The following is a 20,423-nucleotide window of genomic DNA, read 5'->3' on the forward strand; positions in this document are numbered from 1 at the left end:
CCGGGCAGCCATTTTTCAGTTTATATTGAGAGGATTTGATTTGTTGCGTATTCTTGCAGTAATGTATCAAAATGGAATACGTCTTGCGTTTCACCGATTAAACTTAACAAATAGCGTTCTATCCTATTGGTTGATAGTTCAACTGTATTCGGTAAATAAGAGAGCAATAATGTATCGGCAGAGGTATCAGTAATAACGCAAGTTTCACTAATGTGAGCAGTGTCGATCGTCATTAAAATCGAATCTAAGCTCGAATCAATCGTTAACACGTGCGGGAAGATATGTTCATTATGAACTAACCCTAAAAATGCTTTAAAAAGATAATCGTTTTTAAAATTAGATTCTACTAAAAATAAAACATTTTTTTCGTAGTGATCGTTATCAATTTGCTCTTCAATTTTTTGTTCCATCAATTGTTCCATATATTGTACGACTTGAGCATATTTTGAGTCATATATCGTTTGCTGTCTCTTTAATAAATTTAAGATTTGATAAACAGGAATGAATATTTTAGTAAAGTACTCCGAAACATTGAAGTTATCAACCAACTTTAAGTATGTCTTTTTAGCATTTTCGACATTTGCACTAACAAGCTCATTGTAAAATGTATTAAGTAGCGCCGCTTTACTTTCTGATTGATGAGAGATCATCTTAGTAATCGTTATTTCGTTATTTACGGAAATGTGGAATGAAATACCTGTTTCTATACATTTAACACGTGGGGAAGTAGGAAACTTTGGGTTAGCTTTTTCCACAATTGCATGAAAATTATCTGATAATAAAACGATTGAATTTTCTGGATAAATCCCAATAAAATCAACAAACTGGGTTAGTAGCAGCTCATTAAATAAAACCTGGTCACGATATAAAAGACTAAAGGCGTCTGCAGCTCGCATAGCATCTCGATAAGTTCGTTTCATTGTTATAGCTGAATAAACATCAATAATTTGTAAAATCTCCAATTCGATTGTAAAGGTTGTAGTGCTATTTCCAGGGTAGCCTTCACCATTTCTACGTTCGTGATGTGATTTCGCTAAATATGCCCATTGTGACAATCCAATTTCATTGAAAATTGCTTCTCCTTCGAGAGTGTGAGACTTCATTAGGTCAAATTCTTTTGCATTTAGACGACCTGGTTTTTGAAGGATTGCTTTAGGGATGTTTAGTTTTCCGATATCGTGTAATAGATAGCCAATAGCAATTTGTTCAAGTTGTTCAAGTTTTAATTTTCTGGCAAATAATGTACCAAGAATAAAAGCATCAATACTATGTAAATAAGAAGTATAATCCCATGCTTTTAATTGATCTAAGTAGTTTTTATATACATCATTACTTAAAATAGCTTCTAATAAATTTTGTAAATAATCAATTGCGGATGCATCTTTTAAAATTTGTCCATACCGAATATCCATATCTAGCTCAGCTAGTAAAGAGTAAAAATTTAAGGCGATATCATCAGTTGAATGTATACTACCCGGGATATTAGAGAAATTAAAAACGATATCATTTTTAGAAAGCTCGTTACTTAAAAGATAGTGTTGCGTTGTGTCATTTGATTCATGCATTTTTTCTTGGTAGTAAACCGTGACGAATTGAACACCTTTTTTTCTTAAAAGTTCAATTCCTTTTTCCGTGAGCGTACTATCTTTTTTCATAAGTAATTGTCGATTTACGAAAAGATCATTAGCAAGAATGTCACCAGGGGAGACATCTTTGAGTAGAATTTGTTCTATTTTTGACAATGAATACACCTCGTTTATATTTATTATTTTGTTATATTATATGTTAATTCTACATAAAATTGGGAACATTTTTTGGATTTTTCGATATTAATTACTAAAAAATACCTGTATTAATCTGCAAAAGTTATATTAAAATTTTAAAATCTAGAAATTGTCGGGTTTGAGAGTGAGTATTTAGTAATAGGTTAATGCAGGAAATTTAATGAAATAGAAGAGGAGAGACGTTCATATGGCAGAACATCACCATCACCATACTAATAATAAAAAAGTGTTGGCCATTTCATTTATAATAATTACAACATTCATGATCGTTGAAGCGATTGGAGGATTATTGACAAATAGCTTAGCACTACTTTCGGATGCAGGTCATATGTTAAGTGATGCAATTTCCTTATGTATTGCATTAATTGCATTTATGTTAAGTGAGCGAGCTGTAACGAAGCAAAAAACTTTCGGATACAAGCGCTTTGAAGTTCTGGCTGCAGCATTTAATGGTCTTACATTAATAATTATTGCCGTTGTTATTTGCTATGAAGCAATAGGTCGGTTTATGGAGCCACTAGAAGTAGCAACGCTTGGCATGTTAGTAATAAGTGTAACTGGACTTATTGTGAACATAATTGTCGCATGGATTATGATGCGTGGGGCAGATACGAAAGAAAATTTAAATATGCGCAGTGCTTTTATGCATGTAATTGGTGATATGTTAGGTTCAATTGGGGCAATTATTGCGGCATTACTTATAATGGGTTTCGGTTTTTTATGGGCAGACCCATTAGCCAGTATGATTGTGGCATTACTCGTATTGCGTAGTGGGTATAGCATTACAAAAGCATCGATTCATATTTTAATGGAAGGGGCACCAGTTAATATTCAGGTGGATGAAATTGTGAAGGCAATGACAAAAAATCCACAAGTTTTGTCGTTACATGATTTACATATTTGGACAATAACAAGTGGTTTAAATGCTCTTACATGCCACTTAGTTGTTAATGAAAAAATGACAGTTGTTGAAAGTGAAGGATTGTTAAAGAAAATCGAGCATGAACTGCTACATCATGGTATTCATCATGTAACGATCCAATTAGAAACAGTTAAGCATTCTCATGAAGATAGTCTGTTATGCAAAGTAGAGGGGCATGATCAACACGACCATCACCATTAATTTCTTATTGAATGGATACGATTTATTATTCCAATTATGTATTTCTAGTAACTTGACACAGATTCCATCTAAATCGAGCCACGACAGACATAATTAACTATTAAAAAGTATCTATATGTATGTAATACTAGAGTAGTAAATGATGCATTCATTTAACAACCGAGATAATTAGCAGAAAGAAGTGTAAAACGGATGGCACAAGCATCACATTCAGTACAAATTCCAGTAAGCCAAGGTAAAGTATGGGGCTTCGTAAGTAAAATCGAAAAGTGGGCAGTATTAGTACCCGCGTATAAAGCACATAAGGAAGTGGATGCGCAAACATCCATTTGGACATTTGAGGGGAATTTCAAAGGCTTAACAAAAAAGGTTGAGCTAGAAATTAAAATTGTAGAGATGAACGAGCCAAATCAAATAAAGTTTGAAATTAAAGGTTTATCTGATAATTTCTCTGGTGCTGGCGAATTTATAGCAGAGCCAAAAGATGGTGGTACATATATGACAGGCACTGTAGAAGTAAATGCGGGTGGTATTGCAGGGGCTGTATTAACACCGGCGATTAAAGTATTATTACCAAAAGTCGTAACACGCTTAACTGAAAAAATCGGACGCACAATCCAAGCATAATTAAGTTGCTCATTAGAACTAATAATTCTAATGGGTTTTTCTTTCATACATGATAAATATCATAGGCAAATCATGACATCTTCGCATATGGAAACTCATTTAATATTTTATAATTAGTGTAAGAAAGAGGTGGGTGTATATGACACAAATCATGATGGAACAAAATAGTTATAGCGCAAAAGAAGAAATGTGGAACAGTTTAACCCATGGAGTTGCTGCATTATTAACAATTCCTGCAACGTTCCTGTTAGTTGCTAAAGCTCAAGAAAACGGATCGACGATTGAGTTAGTCAGCTATATTATCTTTGGTATTTCAATGTTTTGCCTCTATTTTGCCTCAACGATGTATCATAGTTGGCCAACCCATAAAAAGTTTTTAAAAAAATTAGATCATAGCTCTATCTTTTTATTAATTGCTGGTACGTATACGCCTATTGTTTTAGTATCTATTGGTGGAAAGCTAGGATGGACGATATTTGCTATTCAATGGATTCTAGCAGCGATCGGGATTATATTAAAGCAATTTTACGTTAATGGTTCGAAAATGCTTTCGGTACTTGTATATATTGGTATGGGCTGGATTATTATTTTTGTTGCAAAGCCATTAGTAGTGAGTATAACTTGGGCAGGATTTTTAACGCTATTATCAGGTGGGTTATTTTATACAATTGGTACTTATTTTTATAAAAATGATCGGATTCCATACAATCATGCAATTTGGCATGTATTTGTAATGGCAGGAAGCGCGGCAATGTTTTTAGCGATTTATTTATATGTTTAAAGTGAAAGAGCGAATTCCTCTTTGGAGTGGAATTCGCTCTTTTTATATGCTTGCTGTAAATTTTTCAATTAATTCTTGTAAGTATTCATCATAATGTACAGTATTGCATTTTTTCATTTGCTCTAAAATTTGACGTAAAAATGCTTTATTCCTCATAAATTGATCCGGCATTTCCTCATAAAGCAATTGATGATGATAATCCTCTTGATCTAAGTAAAGCTCAAAATAGTAACCTAGTTTATCTCCTTCATTGAACAAGTGCATCAAACATTCCACTTCGTAGCATTGCATTATAAAATCATGTTTAAAGCCAACTCTTATTGTAAAAGCAATATGTCCGCCTTTTTCATCTACTGTAAAGGGAGTTATATTGGTGATAATTTGATTATTGTGGTTAAGCCAGTAGAGCTGATTTGCTTGTCGATTTGTTGAAAACGCAGTAATTCCTTTTGGCGAGTTTTCAACAAAAAACTGCTTTGCTCGTTTCGCCTGTGTAGCGGTTTCAAAATCGCCTGAAGCAGCAATGGCATCTAATTTATTTGACACTACCTGTAATAATACCGGGCTTTTTTGAAGATGTTCAACAATTTTTCTTAACTGTATCGGATTCACATTTGGAATATTTGTTAAATCGATTGCAAGTGACATGCCTAAGCCATCTTTATTTAAACCAAGAATTAAATTTAAAATTGTACTTTTCGCAAAAAGGTCATCCTCTAAAGCGTAGCAAAATGCTCTTATCGTAAAAACAATATCTTCAATGTTACTGTCTTTTATTTTTGTACAAGACAGATGTGTTTGCATAAGTTCATCCGACGCTAAAAAGAGCATAGTTTGTTTATTTCCATTATGATGCATGGTGTCGGAAGCCTCCTGATTTTTCATATATCATATGATACTGGGAAGGTATTGGAAGTGCTAGTGCCTTTCAATCGCAAATTTTATACTTGAAATTGACCTGCACTCATTCCAGCAATGCGTCCTGTAACTAACGCAGATGTGATATTATAGCCACCTGTATAACCGTGAATATCTAAAATTTCTCCACAGAAATATAAACCGAGCATCTTTTTTGAGGCCATTGTTTTTGGTTCGATTTCCTTTACGGAAACACCGCCTCCAGTAACAAAGGCTTTTTCAATTGATTGTGTTCCATGAACATCCATTGTAAAAGTGACGAGCTCACGGGCAAGATTACGGATTTTTTCTTGGGATAAATCAATAGCAGTTAGTGCTGGATCAATTTGTGCACGCTCCATTAAGAATATTAGCCAACGTTCAGGAACTAATGATTTCCATAAATTTTTAACTGCTTTTTTTGGCTCTTCCTTAATTGTTTTATTTAACATTTGGAAGCAAGTCTCTTCATTGTAGTCTGTTAAAGATTGAATGCGAACTTGCACAGGAGCACTACCAGTTTTTAATTGTTCTTTCACAATATATTGACTACAGCGTAAAATAGCTGGACCACTCAAACCAAAATGTGTAAATAACATATCCATTTGATGGGTTACAAGCACTTTCCCCTTTTTATTCAGTACGGATACAGCTACATCTCTTAATGCTAAGCCTTGTAACTCACGGGATTGAATAAAAGGCTCTTTTGATGTAACAGGAACTTCTGTTGGGAAAAGAGTTGTTACTGTATGACCAGCTCGCTCTGCCCATGGATAGCCGTCTCCTGTAGAACCAGTTTGAGGAACAGCTTTACCTCCAACAGCTACTACGACAGCATTGGCACGGATTTCCTCGCCGCTTTCAAGGCGAATGCCATATATACGTTCATCATCCATTAATAATTTATTGACAGCAGTGTGAAGTCGAACATCAACTTTTAGACGTTTTAATTCCTTTTCAAGAGCATCTACTACATCTTGGGCGCGATTTGAGACAGGAAACATTCGTCCATGGTCTTCTTCCTTTAATGCGACACCAAGTCCTTCGAAAAACTCAATAATATTTTCATTGTTATAAACGGTAAATGGGCTATATAAAAAACGACCATTGCCAGGTATATGCTTAATAATTTCTTCAGCAGATAAGCGGTTCGTAACATTACAACGCCCTCCACCCGAAATGGCTAATTTTTTTCCAAGCTTAGAGCCCTTTTCCAATAATAAAACTTTCTTTTTTTGCTCAGCAGCTGCAATTGCTGCCATTAAGCCAGACGGTCCACCGCCGATTACAATAACATCAAACATTCGTTACTTTCTCACTTTCTTTTACAAAAATTTTCATGTATTCGTTCATTTTCTATGACCTATTATACATGAAATGAAGAAACTATTTGAGTAAATGGTCTTTCACATGTAAACTTGTAAAAGGAAATGTGCGGGAACTTCCTTTTAAAGGAGACCGTTCAATTAAAAAGTGATATAGAATAACAATGAATTTAAAAATGGAACGGAAGGATATTTCATGTCTTCATTGATGAAGGGAACAGCGATATTAACAATTGGATTGTTTTTATCGAAATTACTAGGGTTAATTTATATTTTCCCATTTTATGCGATTGTTGGTGAAGAAAATATTGGGCTCTATAACTATGCCTATATCCCATACAATATTATGTTATCGATTGCGATTGCCGGCTTGCCAATTGCCATTTCAAAATTTGTTTCGAAATATAATGCATTAGGAGATTTTGATGCTGGTCGTCGGTTAGTTAAGACCGGTGCGTTATTTATGACCTTGACGGGAATCGTGTCATTTATTGTAATGTATTTACTTGCTACACCAATTGCCAATATTGTTATTGCTGATGATGAGCAGGCATTTACTGTTGAACAAGTTTCGACGGTTATTAAATGGGTTAGTTATGCATTAATTATCGTTCCATTTATGAGCTTAGTTCGTGGTTACTTACAAGGGTATGGTCATTTTTTACCGACCTCGGTATCACAGCTTGTTGAACAAATAGTACGTATTGTATTTTTACTTGGTAGCGCATTTATAGTGGTAAATATATTTGGTGGTGATCCACTTACAGCTGTTAATTTTTCAGTTTTTGCGGCATTTATCGGTTCAATTGGTGGGTTGCTTACTTTATTTTATTTTTGGAAGAAGCTTCGTCCAGAGATAAAGGCGACACAAGTTGTTGCGCCAAAAGAATATCAAATCCCGTATTCAGCAATGTATAAAGAAATTTTCAAGTATTCAATTCCAGTTGTTTTTGTAGGCTTGGGAAGTTCATTATTTCAAATGGTTGACTTACTTACCTTTAACCGAGCAATGATTGCTGGTGGGGTTTCTGCAAAAGTAACAGATACGTATTTTACAATGCTAAACTTACTAACTCAAAAAATTGTTATGATTCCAGTAGTACTTGCGACAGGCTTTTCAATGGCAATCATTCCAATGGTTACGAAATATTTTACACAAAAGGATTTACGACAAGTCCATTTAGCAATGGATAAAACATATCAGGTGTTATTATTTATTACGGTTCCAGCGGCAATTGGTATTTCGATTTTAGCTGAGGATTTATATCATTTCTTCTATTCCTATAGTGAAATGGGAACACAAGTGTTAAGTCATTATGCGCCACTTGCCATTTTATTTGCGTTATTTACCGTAACAGCAGCTATCCTTCAAGGAATCGATTATCAAAAATGGGTTGTTTTTAGCTTATTAATGGGATTATTCGTGAAAACAGTATTAAATACACCGCTTATTAAAATATTGTCAGTAGATGGTGCCATTTTAGCTACGGCAATCGGGTATATTATAACGATCGGTATTAATATTTTTGTTATTAATAAAGTGACTAATTACAATGCGAAAGTTGTGCTACGACGAATTATACTAATTTTTATGTTAACGGCATTAATGGCGGTAGGCGTTTTATTAACGCATTTTGTCTTAACAGCAATTGCTCCAGCGGAAACAAAAGTTCTAGCATTATTATATGCGGTTGTTTGTGCAGGCATTGGGGTAGCCATCTACGGTTTAATATCATATAAACTTGGATTAGCACAAATTTTATTAGGGGATAAACTAACGAAAATTGCACGTAAATTGCGATTGGTTAAATAAATAGAGGCGTCTACTGGGCGCCTTTTTTAATTTATGGAGGAAAATTTATGGAGGAAAACGATGCGTTTAGATAAATTATTGGCAAACATGGGCTACGGCTCTCGAAAAGAAGTGAAGGTATTATTAAAGCAAAAAGCAGTAACAGTGGATGGAGAAACTGTTAAGGATGCTTCGATGCATGTAAACCCGGAAACACAAAATGTTTCGGTATTTGGGGAGCGCGTCGAATACATTGAATTCATTTATATTATGATGAATAAACCACCTGGAGTGATTTCAGCTACAGAAGATAAATATGATCAAACAGTCATTGATTTATTAGACCCGTATGTACAGCATTTTGAGCCTTTCCCAGTAGGTCGTTTAGATAAAGATACTGAAGGACTATTACTAATTACGAATGATGGAAATCTAGCCCACAACTTACTTTCTCCGAAAAAGCACGTTCCAAAATGGTATTATGCAAGAATTGAGGGGGTTGTAACAGAGGATGATGTTAAAGCATTCGCGCATGGTGTAACATTGGATGATGGCTACCATACGAAACCAGGTGAATTAGTTATATTATCATCAGGAGAACAATCTGAAATAGAATTAATGATTCAAGAAGGAAAATTCCATCAGGTGAAGCGTATGTTTGAAGCAGTAGGGAAAAAGGTGACGTATTTAAAACGATTATCAATGGGAAGCTTAAAACTGGATGAAGAATTACTATTAGGGGATTACCGTGAGCTTACTGAAGAGGAATTAAAAAATTTAATCTGATACGGAAGTTAATCGATTGTTAATAAACATAATAAAAGAGAATGCCCCCGACGAAAAGGGCATTCTCTTTTTGTTCTTTATATAGAACAGGCGGACAATGAATTGTTCCTCTATTACATTTGTGTAGCTGATTGACACCCTATAGTATGTTTGGGGCAAATACATGCCCTTTCTTACAAAATAAGAACCAGCCGCTTTCAAAAATTCTAAGATGTCATTTTTACTTTTTTCTTCGTCGTTGTCCATTTACCTCGACTTGGACTCATTACCAAGTCATTGAAGGCTAACACATTCAAATCTCTTTGAATGGTGCGAGGAGTGATGTTGAACTCTTCGACTAAATCCTGTGTAGTCACTTCTCCTTTATTTAGGATAAACATGTACACGTCTTTAATACGATTAAGCATTCTATCAGTAGTTGGTTTCATAATAAAAAACCACTCCTTCGATCTTAAATTCTCATGGCATAAGACTAGCGGACGACCAAATATGTGCGGAGTGCACTTAGGCTTTAATTGTTTGCCTTAGACATCCCCTTTTCTGAAGTTTGGTCAGAATGAATGTTCTGACACATATATTATAGCGGAAAATTAAGTATAATTCCATATTTGAAACCGAATTGTTAATAATTTTACTGAAAATTCATATACTTAATGTTTATGATGGAAATAGTAAAAGTATACAGCTGAATTTAATATTGTATTTTTGCTTAGAAGGAGTACAATAAACGATATTATAAAAATGAGGTGTTTTTTAATGGATTGGTTAAAAATTGCTCAAGCAAGACAGCAAGAATTACTAACTGATTTACAGCAATTAATTCAAATTGAAAGTATATTAGATGAGCAAAAAACAACGGTGGAAACACCATTTGGCGATGGTCCAAAAGCTGCATTAGATTTTATGCTCGCACAAGGCGAAGCGCAAGGGATGACGGTGAAAAACGTCGATCATAAAGCCGGTCATATCGAAATGGGCCAAGGAGACGAGCTAATTGGTATTCTTTGTCACGTAGACGTTGTGCCAGCAGGAAATCCATCAACATGGACTTACCCACCATTTGAAGGACGTATTGTAGATGGAAAATTATATGGCCGTGGGGCAATTGATGATAAAGGCCCAACAATCGCTGCTTGGCTTGCCATGAAAATGATTCAAGATGAAGGAATCGAGCTAAAAAAACGTGTACGCATGATTATTGGAACAGATGAAGAAAGTGGTTTCCGTTGTGTAAAACATTATTTTAAAAAAGAAGAAATGCCAACAATTGGATTTGCACCAGATGCTGATTTCCCTTTAATTAACGCAGAAAAAGGTATAGGGCACTTAGTATTTAGTTCAAAGGAAAAATATACAGCTGAAGAGCAACTGATTTCGTTTAAATCAGGTAAACGAACAAATATGGTGCCGGATGAAGCTGTAGCAGTAGTAAAATTAGTGGATGATACGATAATTGATAATTTTCAGAAATTTTTAACAGAAAATAGCCTAGAAGGGTCTTTTATTAAGTCTGAATCTGGGTTTATAATAACGGTTAAAGGTAAATCTGCACATGCAATGGAGCCAGAAAAAGGTCGAAATGCAGCAGTTTATTTAGCAAAATACTTACAAACAGTTATTTCAACAGGTGTTGGAAGTCAGTTTGTTCGTTTTGTGACGGAACTATTTGATGAGGATCATTATGGTTCGGCACTACAGCTTCAATTTGAAGATTCGATGTCAGGTCAAACAACATTAAATCCAGGGGTTGTAACATTTGATAAAAATGGAGCTAGCATCGAAGTAAGTATGCGTTACGCTGTTACATATCCATTTGAGGAAAAAATCACACATGCGCAAAGCTTGCTTCAAAATAAGCCATTCACTTTAAATGTAGCAGGTAATTCGAAACCACACTATGTAAGTGAAGAAGATGAACTTGTCCGTACATTACTTGAGGTGTATCGTAAATATAGTGGAGATGATTCAAAACCATTATCGACAGGTGGCGGCACGTATGCACGTGTAATGAAAAAAGGTGTAGCATTCGGTATGTTATTTCCTGGTGAAGCAGATGTAGCGCATCAGGCAGATGAATTTGTTGTAGTAGATAACTTAGTTAAGGCTGCTGCAATTTATGCGGAAGCCATCGTCAAATTAGCAAATAAATAATAAATAAAGGGTGAAAAAAATGAGCTATAGCTTATGGAATGATCAAATCGTAAAAAATGAGGAAGTAGTAGTAGATAAGGAAGACCGTGGTTATCAATTTGGAGATGGCGTTTATGAAGTAATTAAAGTATATAATGGTGAGCTATTTACTGCTGAAGAGCACGTTGACCGTTTTTATGCAAGTGCCGAAAAAATCCGTATTACAATTCCGTTTACGAAAGATAAATTGCATCAATTATTACATCAATTAGTAGAAGCAAATAATGTGGATACAGGACATGTTTACTTCCAAATTACACGTGGCGCTGGACCTCGTAATCATATTTTCCCTGGTGATGATGTGAAACCTGTTTTAACAGGGAATACAAAAGAAAACCCACGCCCAGTCGAAAACTTTGAAAAAGGTGTAAAAGCAACATTTGTAGAAGATGTTCGTTGGTTACGTTGTGATATTAAATCATTAAATTTATTAGGTGCGGTTTTAGCGAAGCAAGAAGCACACGAAAAAGGCTGCTATGAGGCGATTTTACACCGAGGTGAAACGATTACAGAAGGCTCATCTTCAAATATTTATGGTGTAAAAGATGGTGTACTGTACACACATCCAGCGGATAATTTCATATTAAATGGTATTACACGTCAAGTGATTTTAAAATGCGCGGCTGAAATCGGTATGCCAGTGAAAGAAGAAGCAATGACAAAAGAGCAATTGTTAGCAATGGACGAAGTAATTGTTTCTTCTACAACTTCTGAAGTAACACCAATTATTGAAGTTGATGGTACTGTTTTTGGTGGCGGTACACCAGGTGAATGGACACGTAAATTACAAGCACAATTCGAAACAAAAATCCCAAAAGGCATTCGTGCATAATGGTTTGGGATAACTAATAAATAATAGCAAAGAGTGTATCGTGGATTATTTTCCTATGATACACTCTTTTTGCACTTTTAAGAATTTGTTGCCTTTTAAAAGTAAAGTTGCTTGAAAATTACCTAGGAATTCCTTCTCTATTTTTTTTTGGCAATAACCTGTAAAATAAAAGCTAATGACAACTAGGAATGATTTGGAGAGTAGATAAAAATGGCTCAATTAGTAAAAATTCAAGATTATATTTCGCGTTATGAAATAGATTTAGCACGCTACCCAACACAGTTTATTCGATTAAAACAAAATCAATGGGAACGAGTAAAGCATCAATGGCAAACAGGTGAGGTCATTGAGCAATGGGAGCAATTGGAGGAAGAGGTGCCTGAAGAAAAAAGGACATCTTTACTTCAAAAAATATTCCCATTTAAAAAAGAAAAAGAAGTTGAGGCAGATATAGACATCGAACAAGTAAAAATTTCAGATGAATGGGCAATTGATGAAGATGCCATTCCAGAAGAAGAAACGACATTACTATTTGAACCGAACATGGTTTACACACCAAACACAATAGATGAATTAAAGAAAATGTTTACTGATCAATTTTTTCATTTTCAAATGAAATGGGCGAGTTCAACATTGCGTGAAAAATCGTATGTTGATCCAAAGTATATGCGTGATACGCTACTTCGTTCATTCCTTCAAACATTACCTGATAATTATTTAATATTTTATTATCCGATAATCCGAGTGAAAAAAGCCCCGGTTGAATTAGATATTATCATTATGACACCAACAGATTGTATATGTATTACAGTGCTCGATCAGGAAGATCAAGCCGTCTATATAGCAAGCAGTGAACGTTTTTGGGTTAAAAAAGTAGGTAAAACCGATAAGAAAGTGTTAAGCCCACTTATTCAATTAAATCGAATGGAGAAAATACTAGAGCAACTATTTGTACAAAGTAATATCGAAATGCCGATTCGAAAGGTGCTATTAACACGTAATGGCTATATTGATTATCCAGGTAATATGTATGGGAATCAATTTGTAGATAAACGAAAGTTCCCTGAATGGATGCAAGGATTAAAGCATTCCGTATCGCCGATGAAGCATATGCAAATTCGTGCTGCACAAGCAGTATTAAGTTCGGTTCAAACGACGTCCTTCCATCGAGATATTTGGAATACTGAGCAAAAGGAAGATTAGTTTTGCGACTATATTTTATTATTAACCCATCAGCAGGGAATGGTCGTGGGGAAAAGATTTGGCGAAGTTTTGAAAACCAATTAACGGTACCTTATGAAACATATTGGACACAATATGCAGGGCACACTTTAAAAATTGCACAGCAAATTGGCGCACAATCAAATAAAGAAAATCCTGTATGTATTATTGCAATTGGAGGCGATGGAACGATTCATGAAGTTTTAAATGGTGCTGGAAATTTTGAACATGTATATATTGGTGCTATATCGGCAGGCTCGGGTAATGATTTTGCAAGGGGCTATGTAACATTTGAGCATGCGCAGCAAGTTGAGCAATTCTTAAACAATCGTAAAGCGTACTCCTATGATTACGGCATCGTTACGTTTAATAATCAACAGAAATACTTCATGAATAACTTTGGGATTGGTTTTGATGCGCTAGTAGCCAATATTGCGAATGAATCAAAGCTAAAAAAAGTGTTAAATCGTTTGCGACTCGGAAAACTAAGCTATCCTTATTTTGTCATACATGCTTTATTTACATTTAAGCCTTTTACAATAACTGTTATACATAATCGAAATGAAACGATTGTTGACAATGTCTGGTTTGCAACAGTAAGTAATCAGCCATATTTTGGAGGGGGGATGAATTTATCACCTACTTCTAATCCCTCAGATGGTCAGCTTGAAGTGACGATTGTTTCGAATCTTTCAAAATGGAAACTATTATTTCTGTTTGGTAGTGTTTTTGTAGCGAAGCATACAAAGTTGAAAGAAGTTAATCAATTTTCCTGTCGTACTATTATTTTGAAAGTTAGTGGGCCATTACTTGCCCATGCTGATGGGGAAAAACAGCTGTTAAACGAAGAGGTTAGTGAAATTCAGGTCAGGGTACAAAGAAATGCCTGGAAATTAGCAAAATGAAAGCAAAACATCACATATTAAGCTATAATATGAGGCATGTACAATATAGAAAAGAGGATAAGTAAGTGAGATTAAGACATAAACCATGGGCAGTAGAATATATAGAGGCACATCCAGATGTTATTATTCCAAACCCAGAAAATTATAAAGGGAAATGGCATGAAGTTTTCGGTAACAACAATCCAATTCATATTGAAGTCGGTACAGGTAAAGGTCAATTCGTTTTAGGAATGGCACTACAAAATCCTGATATTAACTACATTGGTATCGAATTGTTTGACAGTGTGATTGTTTGTGCATTAGAAAAAGTAGAAGCGGCAAATAAGCCATCTAATTTACGCCTATTAAAAATTAATGGTGCGAAATTAGAAGAATATTTCGCAAAAGGCGATGTTAACCGCGTCTATTTAAACTTCTCAGATCCATGGCCGAAAACTCGTCATGCGAAGCGTCGATTAACACATGGCGGCTTCTTAAAAATCTATGAAAATGTTTTAGTCGATAACGGTGAAATCCACTTTAAAACGGATAACCGAGGTCTTTTTGAATATTCTTTAGTAAGTATGAATGAGTATGGTATGGCATTAAACTACGTATCACTTGATTTACATGCAAATATGCCAGAAGATAATATTATGACGGAATATGAAGAGAAGTTCTCGTCATTAGGTCAACCGATTTATCGATTAGAATGTCAATTTAAGACAAAGTAATTGGGATAAGGGGGAGAATGAATGGATCGTTACGTATTTCATGAAATGACACTTACTTGGTTAAATGGTGGTGTCACAGCACTAGATGGCGGGGCTATGTTTGGGGTAGTGCCAAAAGCACTATGGTCGCGCAAATATCCAGTAAATGAGAACAACCAAATTGAATTAGCATGCGAACCTATTTTGATTCAATATGAGGGGAAAAATTATTTAATTGACTCTGGTGTTGGTGCTGGAAAGTTAAATGACAAGCAACTTCGAAATTTCGGTGTATCGGAGCAATCGACAATTGAGCAAAGTCTGGCAGAACTCGACATGAAACCAGATGACATTGATGCCATTTTAATGACACATCTACATTTTGACCACGCAGGTGGCTTAACAAAGTGGTCAGATAACGAGTTAGTACCTGTGTTCCCGAATGCAGTTATTTACACGACGCAAATTGAATGGAATGAAATGCGGGAGCCTAATATTCGCTCGAAAAATACGTATTGGAAAGAGAACTGGGAGCCTGTACAGCATTTAGTGAAAACCTTTGAAGGTGAGCTAGAAGTAGCTCCAGGACTTAAAATGATTCATACAGGTGGTCATAGTGAAGGACATGCTATTATTCGTCTAGAACAAAATGACGAAGTTGCATTGCATATGGCAGATATTATGCCAACTCATGCTCATCAAAATCCACTATGGGTATTAGCCTATGACGATTATCCAATGACAAGTGTTTTTGCGAAAGAAAAGCTATTAAAAGAGGCGTTAGAAAATAATTATCGCTTTATTTTCTACCATGATGCTTATTACCGTATGATTCAGTGGGATGCTTCCGGAAAAGAAATTATTGACGACTTAAAGCGCACAAACGAGGCGTTAATTCGATAAACGACAAAAGAGCTATAAGAGAAGCATTTTGCTTTTCTTATAGCTCTTTTTAATTACATAAGCAGTTTCGTATATTCCGAATCTTTTTTATACTTGGTTAATATCTAAAATGGATCCCGAACGAGCATCAGCCACAAATTCATAGCTTTCTACTTCGCCATTTAACGTACGTGTAATGCCGCCGCGATACGCCGGTGTTTCCATAAAACCGTTATTAAATTGTTCAGTTTTCATGAAAATCCAAGAACCATCAATTGGTGCTTGTTTTTTAAACTCATTTTTAATGTTATCTAAAATATCGTTTGGAGAAGCGTATGGTGAAACGCGATCACTCATTTCTTTTACGACAATCGCTGCTGCAATACCTGTCACTACACCTAAAGCGAAATCTTTCATATTCATTATAAAATACCTCCTCGAAATAATGACTACTATCACTTTATCATACTCTGAATTCACTGTACAAAAAATAAAGATTCGATTTACGAAATAGTTTCCCCATATATATGCTATAATGAAAATAATCTAAAAATTTATGAGGTGTTAAATATGAATCAAGATACACTTGAGCTATTTAAAACATTAACAGAGTTACCTGGTGCACCAGGTAATGAACGTGCAGTACGTAATTTTATGCGCACGCAACTAGAAAAATACGCAGATGAAATTATTCAAGACAACTTAGGTGGGATTTTTGGTGTACGTAAAGCACAAGATGAAAATGCACCAAAAATTTTAGTAGCTGGCCATATGGATGAAGTAGCATTTATGGTTACGTCCATTACGGAAAATGGTATGCTCCGCTTCCAAACACTTGGTGGATGGTGGAACCAAGTAATGCTTGCCCAACGGGTGACGGTTTATGCAAAAAATGGTAAAATTCCGGGTGTTATTGCATCCATCCCACCCCATCTATTAACAGATGCAGAGCGTTCAAAACCAATGGATATTAAAAACATGTTAATTGATATCGGTGCAGATTCAAAAGAGGATGCAATAAACTTAGGAATTCGTCCGGGGCAATCGATTATTCCTGTTTGCCCATTCACACCGATGGCAAATCCAAAGAAGATTATGGCCAAGGCATGGGACAACCGTTATGGTTGTGGATTAGCAATCGAATTATTAAAAGAATTACAAGGGCAAGAAGTAAAGAGTCATATTTATTCAGGTGCTAACGTAATGGAAGAGGTAGGTCTTCGTGGTGCTGCAGTATCAGCAAATATGATTGAGCCAGATCTTTTCTTCGCGCTAGATGCATCACCTGCAAATGATACATCTGGTGACAAAAATGAGTTTGGTCAGTTAGGTAAAGGTCCATTATTACGTATATTTGACCGGTCAATGGTGACACACCGAGGGATGCGTGAATTCGTATTAGATACAGCTGAAGCAAATAACATTCCTTATCAATATTTCGTATCACCAGGTGGAACAGACGCAGGCCGTGTACATACACAAAATGACGGTATTCCATCAGCGGTTATTGGAATTTGTTCACGTTACATTCATACATCTGCATCAATTATTCACGTGGATGATTATGCGGCTGCAAAAGAATTATTAGTGAAATTAATTCAATCTGCAGACCGTTCAACGATTGAATCTATTCGAGCAAACGTATAAAGATTATTGAATTTATAATATAATACAAGGATGTGGAAATCCCGCATTCTTGTATTTTTTTTAGAAAACTAATGGAGATGGATATATGAAAATTGCAATTGGCACAAAGAATAAAGCGAAAGTTGGCGCGGTTGAAGCAATTGTATTGCATTACTTTCCAAATGCTGAAATCGAAAGTATTGAAGTTGCTTCAGATGTTTCAGTGCAGCCATTTTCCAACGAGGAAACGCGACAAGGTGCAATTAATCGTGCACGGAATACATTAGTGAAAACAAATGCCGACTTAACTTTTGGGTTAGAAGGGGGTGTTGATGAAATTAATGGAACAATGTATTGCTGTAATTGGGGAGCTGTCGCTTTAAAAGATGGTACAGTCATTTCGAGCTCTGGTGCACAATTTGCATTACCAGAAGTAATTGCACAGCAACTTCGAGTGGGAATGGAACTTGGTCCTATCATGGACGTCTATACAAATACCGAAAATATTCGTCATCATCAAGGAGCCATTGGAATTTTTACGGATGGGTTAATTGATCGGAAAGAAATGTTTGAGCATATTGTGAAACTATTAGTAGGACAAGTAATGTTCAAGTTAAAGAAGGAACAGAATTCACATTAGTTGCAATTTCATAGAGTAACTTATTATGATGGAATATATCGTTCGAAAGAGAGGGAAATGAAATGAGTCGAAAGTGGATTCATTCAGTTGTGTTCGTTTTTTCAATCATTGTATTAGCAGGCTGTAATCAAACTGTTGAAGAACAAGCACTCGCAGGGATGAACAATGCAGAGACAACGTTTAGTAATGAACCTAGCGAAACAAATAAATCGATTGGTCATATTGAGTTATATATACCAAAAGGTTATGGTATTGAAAAAGGCATCAATGAATCAAACTATACAATTATAAATGGCAGTGACTCCTATATTTTATTTGTAAATCCAAATGAAACAGAAGATAGTCAGCTACATTATAATATTTTAAAAGATGACCCTAAAAGCAAAATTTTACAGGATAAGACATTCAAAACTGATGGAGTTTTTGGTTTTTCAGCTGTAGTGGAGCTAGAAGATGAACAATATGAACTAGTAGTCAGTGTAGGCGGAATAAAATTAACAACTATTTCAGCGGATAAAAAAATAGATGATAAATTACAAATAATGATGCAAATTGTCCAAAGTGTTCAAATGATTAAAGAACAAAAGTAACGAACAAGGCAATTTCCACATTTTTTTGATACAATCATTATACCAATTGTAAAACTTTTGCGGTTCACTAAACGGTGAGCCGTTTTATATTGTTAATGGAATAGGAGTGATGGTATGGAATCGCCACAATTAGTTGCACAGTTGAAAGCCAAATTAGGTGAAGCCAACTACATATTCACATTTGATGAAAAGCACGATAAATTGCGATTAGATCACAAAATATTGGGACGTGGAATGGAAGTTTCATTACCTGAAATTTTAACAAAATATAATACAAAGAAAGAAAAAGCTATTGATGAAGTTGTCTATACGATAGAGGAGACATTTTTAGCAATGGAGCGGGAACACAAGCAAGGATTTGAAGGACTAGCTGCTGTGTACCCAATCATCCGTTCTACGTCATTTCCGACTGCATCAAATGAAGGACATGCATTTATTACAACGGACCATACAGCCGAAACACGTATTTATTATGCACTAGATTTAGGAACAACATATCGCCTTATCGATGAATCGATGCTAGGAAAATTAAATGTGACAGCCGAACAAGTACGTGAAGCCGCACGTTTTTCTGTCAAAAAACTACCGACTTCTGTCAAACGTGATGAAGTTTCAGGCAATATTTATTATTTTTTAAATCATAACGATGGTTACGATGCGAGTCGAATTTTAAATGATGGCTTTTTAAAGGATATGGCAAGTCAGATTGAAGGTGAGATGACCGTATCTGTACCACACCAAGATGTATTAATTATTGGTGATATTCGTAATGAAGTAGGTTATGATGTATTAGCACAGATGACGATGCACTTCTTTACCGTAGGAGCGGTACCAATTACATCGCTTTCGTTCGTTTATGAAGACGGTCATTTTGAACCAATATTTATTTTAGCGAAAAACAAAGTAAAAAAGGAGCAAGAAGATTCATGAAAGTAGCTTACAACAAAGAGTACGTAGGAGACGTATTATTAGTCCAATTATCAATGGAGAAAATCGTAAAAACTCAAATGGAACGTGTAGGCGATATCGCCATTTTAAAAGAAGAAGCAACGGGTGAAATTAAAGCATTCAATCTATTTAACGCGAGCCGATACATCGAGTTAAATGTTGCTGGAAACGTTGAAGTTACAAAAGAGTTAGTAGAAAAGTTGGAAGCTGCAATTAAAGCAAACGGTGCTGAAATTTCATTAGATGTAGATTTCTCACCAAAGTTCGTTGTGGGTTATGTAGAAACAAAGGACAAGCATCCAAATGCTGATAAATTAAGTGTATGTAAAGTGAATGTCGGTGAAGAAACATTACAAATTGTATGTGGCGCACCAAATGTTGAAGCAGGCCAAAAAGTTGTTGTTGCAAAAGTTGGCGCTGTTATGCCATCTGGTTTATTAATTAAAGAGGGCAATTTACGCGGGGAAGATTCATTTGGTATGCTTTGCTCTGCTCGTGAACTAGCAATTCCTGGTGCTCCAGAAGTAAAAGGGATTTTAGTATTAGACGAATCAGCAGAAGTAGGTAGTCCGTTCGAAATTCCAAATCGTTAATTTGAACGAAAGTCAGTCATCAGAGTTAAGTCTCGATGGCTGACTTTTTATTATGTCGAAAAACATCAGTCGGAACGCGCAAATTACATGTTAAATATGATATGCTTTGGGGGTATACGTATTTTTAGTATGCAAGAAGACCATTACAAACTAAATTTGTAGGGCAATGTTTTTTAGGAAAGAAGTGAC

General features: G+C 35.4%; 21 protein-coding genes. 16 read left to right on the forward strand and 5 right to left on the reverse strand.

Annotation, left to right across the window (positions count from 1 at the left end; all coding sequences use genetic code 11):
• Positions 1 to 20 precede the first annotated feature (20 nt).
• Positions 21 to 1,742 (reverse strand): HD-GYP domain-containing protein, encoded by a 1,722-nt coding sequence (locus MKZ17_RS05130; protein ID WP_340722685.1) that lies wholly within the window; start codon positions 1,740 to 1,742, stop codon positions 21 to 23.
• Positions 1,743 to 1,971: 229 nt separating this feature from the next.
• Between MKZ17_RS05130 and MKZ17_RS05135 the strand changes: the two genes are divergently transcribed.
• The 3 genes from MKZ17_RS05135 (at position 1,972) to trhA (ending at position 4,315) form a co-directional block, all read left to right on the forward strand.
• On the forward strand, positions 1,972 to 2,907 hold the full coding sequence (locus MKZ17_RS05135) for a cation diffusion facilitator family transporter (protein ID WP_340722686.1): 936 nt from the start codon (positions 1,972 to 1,974) through the stop codon (positions 2,905 to 2,907).
• Positions 2,908 to 3,099: 192 nt separating this feature from the next.
• On the forward strand, positions 3,100 to 3,534 hold the full coding sequence (locus MKZ17_RS05140) for a CoxG family protein (protein ID WP_340722687.1): 435 nt from the start codon (positions 3,100 to 3,102) through the stop codon (positions 3,532 to 3,534).
• Between the two features lie 139 nt (positions 3,535 to 3,673).
• Positions 3,674 to 4,315, forward strand: coding sequence for a PAQR family membrane homeostasis protein TrhA (trhA, locus tag MKZ17_RS05145; protein WP_340722688.1), 642 nt, complete (start codon positions 3,674 to 3,676; stop codon positions 4,313 to 4,315).
• Between the two features lie 42 nt (positions 4,316 to 4,357).
• Here trhA and MKZ17_RS05150 read toward each other — a convergent pair whose 3' ends face one another.
• Together MKZ17_RS05150 and MKZ17_RS05155 are read right to left on the reverse strand one after the other, a co-directional pair.
• Complete coding sequence (locus tag MKZ17_RS05150) at positions 4,358 to 5,173, reverse strand: cysteine methyltransferase (protein ID WP_340722689.1); 816 nt, start codon at positions 5,171 to 5,173, stop codon at positions 4,358 to 4,360.
• An 83-nt stretch (positions 5,174 to 5,256) separates the two neighbouring features.
• Complete coding sequence (locus tag MKZ17_RS05155) at positions 5,257 to 6,516, reverse strand: BaiN/RdsA family NAD(P)/FAD-dependent oxidoreductase (protein WP_340722690.1); 1,260 nt, start codon at positions 6,514 to 6,516, stop codon at positions 5,257 to 5,259.
• A 217-nt stretch (positions 6,517 to 6,733) separates the two neighbouring features.
• Here MKZ17_RS05155 and MKZ17_RS05160 point away from each other — a divergent pair, with 217 nt between their 5' ends.
• Both MKZ17_RS05160 and MKZ17_RS05165 read left to right on the forward strand, forming a co-directional pair.
• Positions 6,734 to 8,350 (forward strand): putative polysaccharide biosynthesis protein, encoded by a 1,617-nt coding sequence (locus tag MKZ17_RS05160; protein WP_340722691.1) that lies wholly within the window; start codon positions 6,734 to 6,736, stop codon positions 8,348 to 8,350.
• 60 nt (positions 8,351 to 8,410) lie between these two features.
• Complete coding sequence (locus MKZ17_RS05165; RefSeq protein ID WP_340722692.1) at positions 8,411 to 9,115, forward strand: pseudouridine synthase; 705 nt, start codon at positions 8,411 to 8,413, stop codon at positions 9,113 to 9,115.
• Positions 9,116 to 9,321: 206 nt separating this feature from the next.
• Here the strand turns inward: MKZ17_RS05165 and MKZ17_RS05170 are convergent, their stop codons facing one another.
• Positions 9,322 to 9,543 carry a DeoR family transcriptional regulator gene (locus MKZ17_RS05170; protein ID WP_008408196.1) on the reverse strand — a complete coding sequence of 74 codons (222 nt, stop codon included), beginning with the start codon at positions 9,541 to 9,543 and terminating at the stop codon, positions 9,322 to 9,324.
• A gap of 328 nt (positions 9,544 to 9,871) precedes the next feature.
• Here MKZ17_RS05170 and pepV point away from each other — a divergent pair, with 328 nt between their 5' ends.
• The 6 genes from pepV to MKZ17_RS05200 all read left to right on the forward strand — a co-directional run bounded on the left by pepV (position 9,872) and on the right by MKZ17_RS05200 (position 15,858).
• Positions 9,872 to 11,266: a dipeptidase PepV gene (pepV, locus tag MKZ17_RS05175; protein WP_340722693.1), complete on the forward strand. Its 1,395-nt coding sequence runs from the start codon at positions 9,872 to 9,874 to the stop codon at positions 11,264 to 11,266.
• A 19-nt stretch (positions 11,267 to 11,285) separates the two neighbouring features.
• Positions 11,286 to 12,137, forward strand: a complete 852-nt coding sequence (gene dat / locus MKZ17_RS05180; RefSeq protein ID WP_340722694.1) for a D-amino-acid transaminase — start codon at positions 11,286 to 11,288, stop codon at positions 12,135 to 12,137.
• Positions 12,138 to 12,347: 210 nt separating this feature from the next.
• Entirely contained in the window at positions 12,348 to 13,340 is a 993-nt protein-coding gene (locus tag MKZ17_RS05185) for a nuclease-related domain-containing protein (protein ID WP_340722695.1), read from the forward strand.
• Positions 13,341 to 13,342: 2 nt separating this feature from the next.
• Positions 13,343 to 14,263, forward strand: coding sequence for a diacylglycerol/lipid kinase family protein (locus MKZ17_RS05190; RefSeq protein WP_340722696.1), 921 nt, complete (start codon positions 13,343 to 13,345; stop codon positions 14,261 to 14,263).
• Positions 14,264 to 14,328: 65 nt separating this feature from the next.
• Positions 14,329 to 14,976 carry a tRNA (guanosine(46)-N7)-methyltransferase TrmB gene (trmB, locus tag MKZ17_RS05195; protein ID WP_340722697.1) on the forward strand — a complete coding sequence of 216 codons (648 nt, stop codon included), beginning with the start codon at positions 14,329 to 14,331 and terminating at the stop codon, positions 14,974 to 14,976.
• Between the two features lie 21 nt (positions 14,977 to 14,997).
• Positions 14,998 to 15,858, forward strand: a complete 861-nt coding sequence (locus MKZ17_RS05200; protein WP_340722698.1) for a YtnP family quorum-quenching lactonase — start codon at positions 14,998 to 15,000, stop codon at positions 15,856 to 15,858.
• 87 nt (positions 15,859 to 15,945) lie between these two features.
• On the opposite strand, the gene MKZ17_RS05205 is transcribed toward MKZ17_RS05200, so the two are convergent.
• Positions 15,946 to 16,260 (reverse strand): hypothetical protein, encoded by a 315-nt coding sequence (locus MKZ17_RS05205; protein ID WP_340722699.1) that lies wholly within the window; start codon positions 16,258 to 16,260, stop codon positions 15,946 to 15,948.
• 147 nt (positions 16,261 to 16,407) lie between these two features.
• Between MKZ17_RS05205 and MKZ17_RS05210 the strand changes: the two genes are divergently transcribed.
• The 5 genes from MKZ17_RS05210 to ytpR all read left to right on the forward strand — a co-directional run bounded on the left by MKZ17_RS05210 (position 16,408) and on the right by ytpR (position 20,234).
• Positions 16,408 to 17,484, forward strand: a complete 1,077-nt coding sequence (locus tag MKZ17_RS05210) for a M42 family metallopeptidase (protein ID WP_340722700.1) — start codon at positions 16,408 to 16,410, stop codon at positions 17,482 to 17,484.
• 85 nt (positions 17,485 to 17,569) lie between these two features.
• Positions 17,570 to 18,103, forward strand: a complete 534-nt coding sequence (locus MKZ17_RS05215; RefSeq protein WP_340722701.1) for a DUF84 family protein — start codon at positions 17,570 to 17,572, stop codon at positions 18,101 to 18,103.
• Between the two features lie 62 nt (positions 18,104 to 18,165).
• Entirely contained in the window at positions 18,166 to 18,693 is a 528-nt protein-coding gene (locus MKZ17_RS05220; RefSeq protein ID WP_340722702.1) for a hypothetical protein, read from the forward strand.
• A 114-nt stretch (positions 18,694 to 18,807) separates the two neighbouring features.
• A complete protein-coding gene (locus tag MKZ17_RS05225; RefSeq protein WP_340722703.1) occupies positions 18,808 to 19,623 on the forward strand; it encodes a DUF1444 domain-containing protein in 816 nt (271 codons plus the stop codon).
• Positions 19,620 to 20,234 carry a YtpR family tRNA-binding protein gene (ytpR, locus tag MKZ17_RS05230; protein ID WP_340722704.1) on the forward strand — a complete coding sequence of 205 codons (615 nt, stop codon included), beginning with the start codon at positions 19,620 to 19,622 and terminating at the stop codon, positions 20,232 to 20,234. Before MKZ17_RS05225 ends, ytpR begins: the two co-directional genes overlap by 4 nt.
• Positions 20,235 to 20,423: the final 189 nt, after the last annotated feature.

The sequence above is a fragment of the Solibacillus sp. FSL R7-0682 genome, assembly GCF_038005985.1.
GTDB lineage: Bacteria > Bacillota > Bacilli > Bacillales_A > Planococcaceae > Solibacillus.